This window comes from Anaerotignum sp. (assembly GCF_045122575.1).
Taxonomy (GTDB): Bacteria; Bacillota; Clostridia; order Lachnospirales; family Anaerotignaceae; genus Anaerotignum_A.
The window spans coordinates 1-12,713 of record NZ_JBGVHV010000098.1; the positions used below are offsets into that span (position 1 = coordinate 1).

Genomic DNA, 12,713 nt, shown 5'->3' on the forward strand with positions numbered 1-12,713 from the left:
AGTCGATACATCCGCCATCACCTCCGTTGATGCTTTCTACAGCCATCCGCAGTCGGTCGTATTCTCCCGCCAGCAGAAGCTTTGCCAGCAGCCGTTCCGCTCCGACCACACCATAGCTGTCCTGCAGTGCCGCATCCTTCAGGTCAGGAAAAACCACGCTTTCCGCCAGCACTGCCCCTTCATATCTCTTCTCATCCTCGCCGCATCTTTTCCAGATTTCCTCATTCTCCCTTTGGCTCATGGGGCGGATACAAAAAAGCATCTGCCCGCCATCCTGCGCAGTTCTTTCCGTCAGAAGAACTTCTTTTTCTCCCCTGTCCTTCCTGTTTTCTCTGTAAAAACATTCCTGTCCCAAAATATCCCCTCCCAGCTCTTTTCGTTAAATTTTGTCGAACTTGTCCAACAGTTCCACACCGCCAAAGGTAAATTTCATTTCTTCCTCCATGGCCGCCTCTTCCACATCCAGCTTGCCGATCAGCATTTCTTCAATATTCACATCCTTCAGCAGAACCGTCTGTCTGCCCGTTTCTCCCGTAGGATCTTCGTTGGTCAGCATCAGTTCAAAGTAGGTATCCACGCCATTCTTCATGTAGTCCACCATCACTTCTCTGAACAGACTGCTCACATAATACACCGTCATGGTTCCTGTGCCTTCCCAGCCGCCGCTTTTCTGCTGTTTCGCTGTCAGCCCCAGAATAGGAATGGTCGTTCTTGTTTTCTTCACCTTCGCCTGCACGTTTTTCACCTGCATCAGTTCCTGTCTTTTCCCGTCAATGATGGCAAAGCAGGTGCCCAGCGCACCATTCACGGTGTCCTTCGCTCTCAGATAACCCATTTTCGCACCTCCTTATGCAACTTCCACTTTCATATACAATTTTTCCATAGCATCCACAGGCTGTACGCTTTCATAAACCACTACATCCTGTTTTTCCGTTCCCTTTTCCACTGTAAGATCATCCGCCGTGAAATTCTCAATAGCTTCGATTTTCATCAGTTCTTCATGGTAAGCCAGAATTTCCGCCTTCAGCAGATTTCTGCCGTTGGCATTATTGCTCTGTTTCCCCAGATAATATTTGCTGAAAATATTCGCCACATCGTTTGCAATGCTGTCCAGCACACGCACCACACGGTTGCTGGAAAAATCACTGTTCTTTGCCGCTGCAAAAGAAGTAAAGCTGTTGATGTCTCTCAGCACCCTCAGCTGACCGTCCTCTTCATAAAACAGAAACTGCCCCGCCTGAATCCCTTTGATGTATTCACTCTTTTTCATTTTCGCGTCCACTTCGTATTCGCCGTCATAAACCGCATTGGTCAGGCTTTCGTTCACCTCTGCCCCTGCTGTCGCTCCGGCCGTCCAGTAAACCAGTTCTTTTGCCGTCCCCACGGAAATCACGCCCTCGTGATCCGCTTCTGCATGATCGTGCAGCACTGTCACAAATTTCACGCCTTCTTCTTCTCTCATGCGTTTTGTAAAATTAGCAAAGAGTTTTTTCGTTGTTTCATCTTCGCCGTTGTATGCCAGTACGTTGAAATCCTCCGCTTCTGCCGCTGCCAGAAAATCCGTATAGCCGCTGCCTGTGGCCGCTGTTGTAGCACCGCCTGTCAGGTATGTACCCGCTGCCGCTGTCAGTGTACCTTCCCTGCTGAAAGTCACATAGTCGTTATCTTCCAGTTCCCCCATGGCTGCCACAGTCTGCGCATCCACCAGTTCTTTGTCCAGATATGTTTCCACATCAAAATAATTTTCCTCATCCACGTTTTCCACGATCGCCACACAGATATCATTGCCTCTTTTGCCCGCATATTTTGCAGTCACTGTCATGCTTCCCAGAGTCGCCGCAGCTTTTTCGCCGCCGTTCAATCTGTAGATCAGTGCCTTTTTCCCATGCAGGAACAGTTCCCGCATGTCCTTCATTTCCTCGCTCAGGTAGTCGTAACCAAACAGGCTTCTGCTGTCCGTTCTGAAATCAGCCGCCTCCACAGCCATCATGCCTGCCGCGCCCCAGTCCAGTTCCATCCCAACACAGACCACGCCTCTTTCCCCCAGACTGCCCACAACTCTGGGTCTGGAAACAAAATTGATGTATGCCCCGGGCAATACCTTGTTCTGTACCAAAAATGTACCTCCGCCTAATGCCATCTCAATTCCCCTTTCTTTCTCCTGTTAAAAATGTCTCGATTTCCTTCTTTGCCTCTTCCTTTGTGTACCTCCTGTCCTCCAGCACTGCTTTTACCAGATCAGCCCCATACCCGAAGGTCTTGCTCTTACTCAGCTGTTCCCTGCTGAATGTCGCTTTCTTTTTCATAGCCAACCGCTTCCTTTCCGTTGTATTCCAGCCGCTGCATCCGTTCCGCCTCGTCCTCTGTAAAAATGATGTGATATTCATATTCCACGGAAACTTTCACGCCATCCGCTGTTTTTTCCAGCTTCATACCGCTGGCCGCAAATTTCTCCTCTGTCCCGATGATAAGCAATGTCTCATAAAGCCCCTCCGCTGGCGTCAGTCCTTCTGCCGCCGCTGTTTTCTCCTCGCCGCAGATATAGTGGATCGTAAAAGTCACCTTTCTTGCAGCACGATTCCCCAGCAGGCGTTTTTGTGTCATCTCCGTCAGTTCCACCATAAAGCAGGGTCGTTTGCCTCCCTGCGGCACTCTCTGCCCATATACAGGCAGTCCGTACTCCTTCGAGATTGCCTGTATCACTGCCTTTCTGATCTCTTCCGTCATACCACATCTCTCCTTCTCAGCCCAACCGCCTTATGTGTCAGGAAAATCTGGCTGTCTCCCGCCGCAAAATACTGCCGTTCCTCGCCGTTTTCCTTCCGCACGCGGACAGCACTCCCTGCTTGGATCTCCTTTTCCGCAGGGTAAAGCAGGATGACCGTCTTTTCCATTTCCGCCAGCAGTCCATTTTCGCCGCTGGCCGCCGCTTTTTCCGTCAGGCGGCAGGGGAAGGAATCCCCTTCCCCCTTTTGGTGCAGCGTTTCTCCCCAGTCTGTGCCTTCTTCTGTAAAGATTTCCACAAAACAGGTGTCCCAGAACAGATTTTCCACAACCTTTTTTGCTCTTTCAAATGCTCGTTTCACGCCGCCCCTCCTTTACCAGTCCATCCTTCTGTGCCGATCCAGTTCCGCCCGAAAGTAGTTCAGCATCTCCTGTTCTTCTCTTCCGCTCCCGCTTTCCGCAAAGGTAACAGAAACGTCCCCCTCTCTGATGCTTTTTGCTTTCCGGGATGGCGTCGCAGCCGCGCCGCTGTCCAGCAGTTTCCCCGCCAGTGCCACGCCGACCCCCATCAGTTCCTCCGGCACTTTCTCCAGATTACAGTAGGCTTTCATCATTTCCACACTGCGTTCTGCCGCAAATTCCATGGCGGCAAGGCTGTCTGTTTCCTCTGTTCTTAATTCCGTCAGTTTTGTCAGAATTCTCTCCTTCATCCTTCCGCCGCCTTTCCTTATTCGCTTACGCTTACCAGCACGCCGTCCATACCGTTGTCCATGATCCACAGGTCGTGATATTTTCTGTAGTCGATCTTCCACGCATTGGCATTCTGGTTTGTCATAGGGTCAAAAATCCTTGTCACGTCTGTTTTGGAAATGGCCACAGGTGTCTGTTTCACCATCACGATCCAGTTGATGTCCTTGGCATCCTCTGCCGCCGCAAAGCCACCTTCCGCCTGTTCCACGCCGTCCATAAAGGTATATCCTGTTTTAAATCTGGCAGAAGGTACACGGATGATGGGGCAGCCGTCGATTTCCTTCACCTTGATCTCTGCCTTGCCCTGTTCGAAGAAGCCGCTCTGCAGCACATTGGTACCGCCCTTTGCCAGATCCAGCATACCGGCAACCTTCGCACTCATGGCCACCACGATTTCCGTACATTCGCCTGCAGTATCTCTCACTGCAGTAATGTCATTCATCAGTGTTTCAAAGATCGTATCTGCCGCAGGTGTATATGTATTGGTTTTGCCTGCCGCTTCTGCCAGTTCGTAAATCTTGCTGTATCTGTAGGCATCGATCTCAGGGATCACCTTTGTGCTCTGAAATTCTCTCATCACCGCACCGGCGGTTGCCGCAAAGTTTGTTTCATCCACATCCATGGCGTCCAGCTGGAAGGTTCTGCCCCTGTCCTGGGTCAGTGTTCTTGTTTCGTAAGTCACCGCCACAGCCCCCTGAGCAAAGCCGCTGTTTCTGTCATAATCCCCCAGACCGCTCATGGTCATCTTGGGAATTTTCACTTCCGCACCACCGTTGTACTGTACCTGTTTCGCATTATCTTCCATCCAGCCTGTTGTGGATTTTTCCACCAGCTGTTTATCCAGTTCTGTCATAAAAACAGAAGCAAACTGCATTGTATTCATTCTCTTATCCCCCTTCTTATTTCAGACCCCAGAACGCTGCTCTGATGTCATCTTCCTTTTTCTTCAGACTGCTTTTTGTCACGCCTGTGCCTTTTTTCTGTTCTTCCTTTTCATGGAACAGATAAGGTGCTTCCTCTCTGATCTCCTCCATGTCCAGCCCTTTCAGACCCCTTTTTTCGTCATAAGTCACCTGATCCATGTCGATCAGCGCCAGAATGGCCTTCACATGTTTGCCGCCTGCCTCCAGAATGGCTCTTTCCACCGCCGCCTGTTTTTTCACATTTTCCAGCTCACTCATAGCCTTGTCATATTCTGCCTGCAGGCCGCTCTCCGCGCCGCTTTCTTCTTCCAGCGCATCCAGTACTGCTTTTCTCACAACCGCATCTGCTACACCCAGTTCTCTCAGTTTTTTGTCTGTCATTCTTGTTTCCCCTTTCTTTCTCTTTCCATCTGTTCCATCTCGCTGTTCACATCCTCCACAAAGGGATGTTTCCCCAGCAACGTCTTTTCACTGACGATGCCCTTGCTTTCTTTGATGATCTGCATCGTCTCCAGATCATCAGTGATACCGTTGGTGTTCAGTGTCACCTGAATTTCCTTCCAGTTCCAGTCGGTGCCATTCTCTCGGTTCCAATCCTCCACCGCAAAGCGGAAAAATTCTTTAACGGCCCTTTTGATCTCAGGCATAATGCCGTTGATCTTCAGGTAAAACATGGCATATTGGAATTTCAGCGCCACCCCGCTGGCAGCCCTGCCCCAGTTGTCGCTGTCCGTATCCACGCCCATACCAAAATGGAAAATATCCTTTCTGAGCATCTTCATCCAGTCCAGTCTGCCTTCCACAGGCAGTTCCACCTGCTTCGCTTCTACGCTGCCGCTGCTGTCACTGATCTGCACCGCCTTGTTCACCTGCAGCTTCCTCGCCACTGCGCTGGCTGTTTCTCCGCCATAGCCCTGAATCACCCAGTACAGATCAACCAGATCCAACAGATTGTTCGTCCCTTCGCTGCTCACATAGTCATAGGCATCAATCAGCCCTTTCACCATCTGCAGATCCGTCATTTCCTTATCGTTGTTCCGCAGAGGGATAAACGGTACTCTGCCCCAGCCATGCTGTATGGTTTCTTTTTCTTCCCCATCCAGCAGTTCTGTCACCGTCCAGTGGCCGCTTTCTCTCTCCTGCAGAAATTCGCCATTGCTGTCCTCTGTGTAATAAGTCACACTCTCCGCTGTCCACCATTCCACACGGCGTTTCGTTTTCTCCCTGCCGCCGTCCAGAACCTTGATGTCGTAATAACGGATGACCTCTCGCATGTCCTGCTGATATACATCGTCGTAAACCGCAATGATCTCCTCCGCAGGCACGATGCAGTATCGGAAGTTCCCCTCCTCGTCATAATATACATGGAGATATTCCACCCCTTTGTTGGCTGCCCCGATCAGCCATTTCTGCAGCACCCCGTTGAAATTCTCATCGGCCATTTCCGTCAGTGCCTTTTCAAACTCTCTGTTGCCGCCTTTCACCGTGATCGTAGGCTCGCGCCCCACCAGATAGGCTGTTTTCTGCGCCACCAGCGTATGGTGGAATGGATTCACACAATGGTGATTGCTCCGGTTGGGGTTGAAAAACATCTGCATGCTTTCCTCCCCGTCTTTTCCCGTTTCGGAAACAGGGCTTCTGCGAAAATCCTTCTGCAGGATGTCATGTCCCCCACAATAATATCGTTCGCCCTCTTCCATTCTTTTTTTCTTTTCACTGCTCCTGTCCTCCTGAAGGATCTCCTTCAGGATCTGGCTGTCATTCAGGCGTTTCCCCGCCGCCAGCCTTGCCTGCAAGAGCTCCATTTCTGTGATAAACAAAATCCCCTTCTCCTTTCTCTTATCGCACCCTCACATGCCGCATATCATCCTCTCTGCTGTATCGCACCGCATCGATGGCATGGTTTTCTCTGTCAGGAAATGCGGCCTTCCAGCCGCCTCTCCCGTCGGCCTCGTATTCGTATCCGCCAAATTCCCGTGCCGTCTCCGGGCATCGTTTCGGGTCAATAATAATTTCTTCCAGATCCTGCAGCCATTTGATCCCATAGTAAACACTGTCAGGCCCTTTCCTTGCCCCCACAGCCGCGATTCCATAATCCCGCATCTCCGCAATGGATTTTGGTTCCGCGCTGTCACAGATGACCTCACGCCCCCTGGGGTTCTCTTTTCGGATCTCTTCCGCCAGCCTGCGGTTCGACATGCCTTGGGCACGCAGTTCGTAAAAGATATACAGCCGTCGTCTTGTCCTGTCGTAGTGGTTTACCGTGTAATGCAGTGGGTCTACGGCATATCCCCAGTCCAGTCCACGGCTGATGCGGTCAAAGGAGGCAATCTCTCCATCCGTGATCTCCCGCAGGATCAGATTGCGAAATACTTCTCCGCCGCCCCCCGTCACTTCTCCCAGATATTCCTGCCGGTAGGTCAGAGGGTGTCGTTTTCGTATGTATTCTGCCTCTGCCAGAAACTGACTCCCCAGCCATTCGACCTTCATTTCCAGATAGGTGCTGTGATGCACCAGCCGATCACTTCTTACCTCTGCCGTCTCCTGATTGATCCAGCTTCTCTGGTGTCTGGGCGGATTAAAACTGTAAAATACCCGAAATTCCTCGCCGCCTCGCATCAGGCTCTGGTTCATATTTCGGATCTCCGTCATCCCGCTGAACTCATCGGCTTCCTCATACCAGATATATTTGGCATATCCCTTCTGAAATTTCACCGATTTCAATTTTCTTGGGTCATCGCACCCCCGAAACAAGATCCGCTGTCCCGTCCCTTTCCGCACCAGCTCCAGAGGGCTCATCTTCCGTTCCCATTCGTCCTCCACACCCAAAGTCCGAATAGCCCAGTTCATCTGCTCAAATACGCTGTCCTTCAGGTTAGCCGCCACCTTTCGAATGACCACCCCATTGGCATTTTCATCCCCAATGATCCCCAGCAAAATCTCGATGGATATGAAAGAGGATTTCCCGCTGCCTCGGCCGCCCTTCAGCCAGTAGTGGGTATGTCCCCCTTTGCGGATATCTCTGTGCAGTCCGTAAAACCCCTCGCCGATGCATCCGCTCAGTCTCGTTTCCCTGATTTTCATGGAATATCATCTACGATGACCACACGGCAGTTTTCCTTCTCCTGACCGCCTTTTTCAAATAAACTTTCCCGCTTTCCCAGCAGTTCCGCCGCCTTCATCCTTGTTTTCAGGTCAGCATCTGCGTTGTCCCGCATCACCTCTGTCAGAAAACTCAGGATCTCCGCTTTCTCTGCCGGTGTTTCTTCCTCGGCTCTCTGTGTCTCAGGCTTTTCTTCTTTTCCCTGCAGCCTTGCGATTTCTCTCTGTACCATTTCATTTTTCTGCATCCGCTTGATGGTTCCGTAAATGTTCTGATACCCCGCTTTTCTGGCCGCATCCACAGGCTTCATCCCTGTGGCCATTAGCCTGCAATATGTTTTTTGTCCTTCCGTCAGCCTTCTCTCTGCCACATTCGCATCGCCTCCTTTCTCCACTGCATCCCCATCATAGCCCTTTCCGCCTCTCACAGCGTCTCTGGTCAGTCTCATTCCGTCTCGTCTTCCTCTGCCATCATCTTCTCCAAGATCCTGTCCTGCATCCGAAACAGGGTCGCTCGGCTCAGAAACATCTTCACCCCGATATAATCAAACCCATATCCCTTTTCAAACCGCATCTGCAAAAAACAGATTTCATTGGCCGTCAGATTTCGCAGTCTGCCATCCACCCACGCTTTTTCCCGCAGGATCTCCACCATCTCCATCCGCAGCCTTCTGGCTTCCGTTTCGTATTCTTTCTGGATCCGTTCCAGTTCCTTCCGCGCCTTTTCCGTCTCACTGCTTTCCCATATCTTTTTCTGCATGGCATACAGCCCCTGCAGCTTCTTCAGTTCTTCCTCCTTCCAGTTAAATTCTTCCATCGCCGTTCCCCAACGGCGCAGCCTCTCCTTCATTTCTCCCTTTTTGCTTTTCTTCTCTTGCGGATATGCCTTTCTCCCCAAACTTTCACTCCTCTCTTCCACGAGAACATATTTTCCCATATATTCAGAACAGATGTTCTTTTATTTGTTTTTTATATTTCTATCATTTTCCTTCTCTTTTTGTCAACCAAAAACAAAAAAGACCTCCGCACCGCAGCCTCCCGAAAACTCTTCTGGTTTTCGTTTGCCTCGTCTGCAAAGATCTTTTCCTTTTTTCTGTTTAGTTCTCAGGGATCCACAGCACCTGCCCTTCATAGATCATGTCTGCATCCATCAGTCCGTTCACGTCCATGATCTGTGCCACGCCGCTGTTGTCCCCATAAAATTTTCTACTGATATATCCTAAGCTATCTCCGCCCTCCACGATATACTTTCTTGTCTTTTCTTCGTTACTTTCTACCGTATTTGCCTGCGTCTCCGCTTGCTGCACCGCAAAAACCTGCTGCACCTTCACCCCTTCAAAATCCTCTGCCAGTGTCTCATAGCTGGTCTGCATGGCCATCAGCTCCGTCTCCACGGTTCGCAGCCTGTCCAGACTCTGCATCATTGCAACCCCCAGACTCACGCAGACAATACAAAGCACACAGCTAACTGCCGCCAGCAAACGGTCATGCTCTTTCTTCGCCTGCTTCGCTGCTGCCTCCCGCTTTTTCAGCACCCTCCGAATATCCTGCGCCGCATCCATCCGCTCTTCCTGGGTTGGTTTTCTTCTCCCTTCTTTTTTCTCCTCCTCCCTGACAAAAGCCCTTCTGTCTGTCTGCGGTTCTTCTTCTCTTTCCACTTCCTTGGGCCGCACCAGGCTGTTTTCCAGCATGTATTCCTGCATTTCCCTGTTTCTGTCATAATAGATAAAATACCCTCTGGCCCGCCGCAGGCTTGTCCCTTCTTCGTTATAAATATAAAAGGCGTCCAGCTTGTCCACCGTATCCACAACAAACAGCACCTGCCATTTTTCCTTGAAATATTCCCGATGGAAACTCTCATCCTTCGCCATCAGAAAAGCGCCGAATCCGGGCTGGCAATGCACCCATCCCACAATGGACATCCCCTTGAAATAGGTCTGCATCTGTCCACCGATGTATTCCCATGTTTCCTCGCTGAAACGTTCCACGCCGTTTTCCTGTATTGTTCCCTTCCCTTGGATCGCCCCGGAAATAACCACCGTCTCCTGCCCGTTTACCACATAATGCCTGCCGATCAGCGCCGCCAGTTTTTCCCTTCCTCCGCCGCTTCTGCCATATTGGTAAAGATATGTATACACATAATCCTCTACAAAAATTTTGACATTTCCTTCAATACTGCCCATCTGCTTTACTCTTGCAGGCGAATTAAATTCTCTTTCTCCCTTGTCGTATAAATTACTGTCTCCGTCAAAATAATATTCCATGCCGCATCCTCCTTTTGCGCGTGTTCTTTCGTCCTGTGTCTACAAAGATATCACATTCCTTCCGCACATCCTGTCAAACGCTGTCGCCCCCTCCCCTTTTTCCTCAGCAACTTTCGCCTTTTTTCCCCAATAAAAAAAGACGGCTTTTCACCGTCTGAAAAATAATCCAATCCTGCAAGCAGTTGGATGGGGGTATATCTAAATTTTATCGTATCAGAAAGCATTCGCAATCTTCCGCAAGGCGAAATCTTGCGAATGTCGTTGCTCCGCAACTTCTTCTGCAATAGAAAAAGCATCCAATCCTGCAAGCAGTTGGATGCTTTTTCTATTGCAGAAGGCTTTCTCCGCTTTCGTCACATTAAAGGTGCCAGCACCTTCAAAAACCATCCTGCCAGCCGCAGCAGTGCCGTGCCCTCCTTCCTGTTTTCCAAAGTGATCTCCTGACATTTCTCCAGCGTCTCCTGAAAATCCTGCTCAATATGGATGATTTCATCCACCTGATACAAAAAGGCCGCACATTCAAAATGCAGGTACAGGCTTCTGTAGTCCAGATTGATGGTACCCACCACTGCCTTTTCATCATCGCTGGCAAATATCTTCGCATGAACAAATCCCGGTGTATATTCGTAGATCTTCACCCCTGCCTGCAGCAATTCCCTGTAGTGGCTTTTCGCCAGCGCAAAGGCAAATTTCTTGTCCGGCACATGGGGCAGGATCAGTTTTACATCGATTCCTCTTTTCGCCGCGAAGCATAAGGCTGTCAGCATCCTCTGATCGATAATGAGATACGGTGTCATAATGTGCACATATTTTTTCGCCCGATTCAGGATATCCATGTATACCATCTCGCCAATCAGTTCATCATCAAAGGGACTATCCCCATAAGGCATCACGAACCCCGTTGTCTGCAGATCTCTGTTTTCCTTTTCCAGGTACCTGCCGTATTCCGGATTCTTTTCGGAGACATGCCACATCTGCAGAAACATCATCGTCAGACCCTGCACCGCATCCCCCTCCAGCATCACCGCCGTATCTTTCCAGTGACCGTGCTTTTCTATGCGGTTGATATATTCATCACTGATGTTGATCCCGCCGGTGAAACCTACTTTCCCGTCAATGACCAGAATTTTTCTATGGTCGCGATTGTTGTAATGGGTCGATAAAATAGGATGGATCGGCGCATACATCTTGCACTGTATCCCCTTCTTCTTCAGTTCCTGCGGATATTTATAGGGCAGATCAAACAATGCACAGGTGCCATCATACATCACCCGCACCTCAACCCCAGCAGCCGCTTTCCTCTCCAGAATCTCAAGGATTTTTCCCCACATATATCCTTCCCGCAGTATAAAATATTCCATAAAGATAAATTTCTCCGCCTTTTCCAGTTCCGTCAGCATCGCTTCAAATTTATCCTCCCCCAAGGGGAAATATTTCACCTTCGTATTCTGATATACAGAAAAATTCCCATGCTTCTGCACATAAGAAGCTAGCCCGGCCGTATTTCTGTCTGCTCTGGCCAGTGTCTCTATCACCGCTGCGTCCTGCTGCACATGATCTTCTGTCTGTTTGTAAATCTGATTCAGTCTCCTTTGCAGCACCCGATATCCCGGCTGCATCTCCACAAACAGATAGAATAATCCGCCAACCACAGGCAGCAGCATCGTGATAATGCTCCATGATAATTTTATTTCCGGGCTGCCTTCCTTGTTGATAATGATCAACACGATAGCCAGCGCAAAGAGCATATACCCCCCAAAGAAAACGGGGATATACCGACCAAAATACCGAACCACAGCGCCGATCATAACGATCTGGATCAGGAACAGAAGAACGATCACCATCGTACGCCCAAATATGAGCTTCAGCGCCTCCCTTTTGCCCCTCTGCAGCATTTTATTTTCTTCCAGGTTCTCCATGCTCATTTCTGGTCTGCCTCAATTCTGTCTCTCAAAGCCTGCATCCGAAGGTCAAGGGCAGCGCTGGCCTCTGCGCACTCTTTCAGTTCTTTGGAAATTTCCTCAGGATTCACAATGTTCTTCTTATATTTCAATTTGTGTTCCAGACTGGCCCAGAAATCCATTGCGATCGTTCTGAACTGCACCTCTACCTTCATGTTCTTTTTCTGTTCCGAAAGAAAAATCGGAATCTCTAAAATCAGATGTAAACTTCTGTACCCGTTTTCCTTCGGATTTTTGATATAATCCTTCACTTCCAACACAGTAATATCATCCTGCTGCGTCAGCAGTTTTGCCGTAGCATAAATATCATCGGGGAAAGAACAGATCACACGGATCCCTGCAATATCCGCCAGATTCTTCTCAATGCTTTCTGCCGAAAGTTCATATCCCTTTCTGTGCAGTTTCTCCAGAATACTTATAGGCGATTTGATTCTGCTCTTGATGGATTCAAAAGGATTTCGATTATTCTTCATGGCAAATTCCGCATTCAGAACGTTCAGTTTCGTTTCCACTTCCATCAGCGCACATCTATATTGCATCATCAGTTCCATAAAAGGCTGCGCCTGTTCCAGTCGCACTTCGGGAAATTCGGATGTCATCATTGCTTTCAGATCAAATTCTTTTCTCTCTTTCAAAACTTCCATTGCTTCGCCTCCTTGCGTTTTTCTTCGCCAATTCAGCAAAATTATAGCATACCCGTCTTTTCCCTGTCCATTCGTCCCTTTCGAAATTCAAACATTGTTAACATTTGGAGAAAAAATCATCCCTGCGGCTTTCCAGATAACAAAAAAGAGCTCCCATAAGGGAGCTCTTAAAAACCAATCGGTTATGATTAGCTGTTTGCTTTAGCTGCTTTGTATTTTCTTACAGCGTCAGCCAGTTTAGGCAGGATTGCTTTCAGGTCGCCAACGATACCCAGGTCAGCTACTTCGAAGATAGGAGCGGATTCGTTTTTGTTGATAGCAATGATCAGTTCGGAGTTTTCCATA

The 12,713-nt window shown here is 49.3% G+C and carries 16 protein-coding genes and 1 pseudogene; all 17 read right to left on the minus strand.

Features of this window, described 5'->3' with window-relative positions; genetic code table 11:
- Positions 1-355: phage tail assembly chaperone (locus ACJMLT_RS04300; protein WP_405727102.1), on the minus strand; the 355-nt coding region annotated here is incomplete at its 3' end.
- Positions 356-379: 24 nt separating this feature from the next.
- A complete protein-coding gene (locus ACJMLT_RS04305) occupies positions 380-835 on the minus strand; it encodes a phage tail tube protein (protein WP_405727105.1) in 456 nt (151 codons plus the stop codon).
- Between the two features lie 12 nt (positions 836-847).
- On the minus strand, positions 848-2,140 hold the full coding sequence (locus tag ACJMLT_RS04310) for a phage tail sheath family protein (protein WP_405727108.1): 1,293 nt from the start codon (positions 2,138-2,140) through the stop codon (positions 848-850).
- A gap of 1 nt (position 2,141) precedes the next feature.
- On the minus strand, positions 2,142-2,306 hold the full coding sequence (locus ACJMLT_RS04315) for a hypothetical protein (RefSeq protein WP_405727111.1): 165 nt from the start codon (positions 2,304-2,306) through the stop codon (positions 2,142-2,144).
- Positions 2,266-2,727 carry a phage tail terminator family protein gene (locus ACJMLT_RS04320; RefSeq protein WP_405727113.1) on the minus strand — a complete coding sequence of 154 codons (462 nt, stop codon included), beginning with the start codon at positions 2,725-2,727 and terminating at the stop codon, positions 2,266-2,268. Before ACJMLT_RS04320 ends, ACJMLT_RS04315 begins: the two co-directional genes overlap by 41 nt.
- Complete coding sequence (locus ACJMLT_RS04325; RefSeq protein WP_405727116.1) at positions 2,724-3,086, minus strand: hypothetical protein; 363 nt, start codon at positions 3,084-3,086, stop codon at positions 2,724-2,726. The genes ACJMLT_RS04320 and ACJMLT_RS04325 overlap by 4 nt, the downstream gene beginning before the upstream one ends.
- 12 nt (positions 3,087-3,098) lie before the next feature.
- On the minus strand, positions 3,099-3,434 hold the full coding sequence (locus ACJMLT_RS04330) for a hypothetical protein (RefSeq protein WP_405727119.1): 336 nt from the start codon (positions 3,432-3,434) through the stop codon (positions 3,099-3,101).
- Positions 3,435-3,451: 17 nt separating this feature from the next.
- Positions 3,452-4,357, minus strand: coding sequence for a hypothetical protein (locus tag ACJMLT_RS04335; RefSeq protein ID WP_405727122.1), 906 nt, complete (start codon positions 4,355-4,357; stop codon positions 3,452-3,454).
- Between the two features lie 16 nt (positions 4,358-4,373).
- Complete coding sequence (locus ACJMLT_RS04340) at positions 4,374-4,778, minus strand: phage scaffolding protein (RefSeq protein WP_405727125.1); 405 nt, start codon at positions 4,776-4,778, stop codon at positions 4,374-4,376.
- Positions 4,775-6,217 (minus strand): phage portal protein, encoded by a 1,443-nt coding sequence (locus ACJMLT_RS04345; protein WP_405727128.1) that lies wholly within the window; start codon positions 6,215-6,217, stop codon positions 4,775-4,777. The genes ACJMLT_RS04340 and ACJMLT_RS04345 overlap by 4 nt, the downstream gene beginning before the upstream one ends.
- A gap of 19 nt (positions 6,218-6,236) precedes the next feature.
- Entirely contained in the window at positions 6,237-7,481 is a 1,245-nt protein-coding gene (locus ACJMLT_RS04350; RefSeq protein ID WP_405727131.1) for a PBSX family phage terminase large subunit, read from the minus strand.
- Positions 7,478-7,948, minus strand: a complete 471-nt coding sequence (locus tag ACJMLT_RS04355) for a hypothetical protein (RefSeq protein WP_405727134.1) — start codon at positions 7,946-7,948, stop codon at positions 7,478-7,480. The genes ACJMLT_RS04350 and ACJMLT_RS04355 overlap by 4 nt, the downstream gene beginning before the upstream one ends.
- Entirely contained in the window at positions 7,945-8,349 is a 405-nt protein-coding gene (locus ACJMLT_RS04360; RefSeq protein ID WP_405727137.1) for a hypothetical protein, read from the minus strand. The genes ACJMLT_RS04355 and ACJMLT_RS04360 overlap by 4 nt, the downstream gene beginning before the upstream one ends.
- 247 nt (positions 8,350-8,596) lie before the next feature.
- Positions 8,597-9,763: a LysM peptidoglycan-binding domain-containing protein gene (locus ACJMLT_RS04365; protein ID WP_405727140.1), complete on the minus strand. Its 1,167-nt coding sequence runs from the start codon at positions 9,761-9,763 to the stop codon at positions 8,597-8,599.
- 353 nt (positions 9,764-10,116) lie between these two features.
- Positions 10,117-11,688 carry a cardiolipin synthase gene (gene cls, locus ACJMLT_RS04370; protein WP_405727143.1) on the minus strand — a complete coding sequence of 524 codons (1,572 nt, stop codon included), beginning with the start codon at positions 11,686-11,688 and terminating at the stop codon, positions 10,117-10,119.
- A complete protein-coding gene (locus ACJMLT_RS04375) occupies positions 11,685-12,368 on the minus strand; it encodes a GTP pyrophosphokinase (RefSeq protein WP_405727146.1) in 684 nt (227 codons plus the stop codon). The genes cls and ACJMLT_RS04375 overlap by 4 nt, the downstream gene beginning before the upstream one ends.
- Before the next feature lie 188 nt (positions 12,369-12,556).
- Positions 12,557-12,713: pseudogene (locus ACJMLT_RS04380) on the minus strand (electron transfer flavoprotein subunit alpha/FixB family protein); the annotation flags it as partial.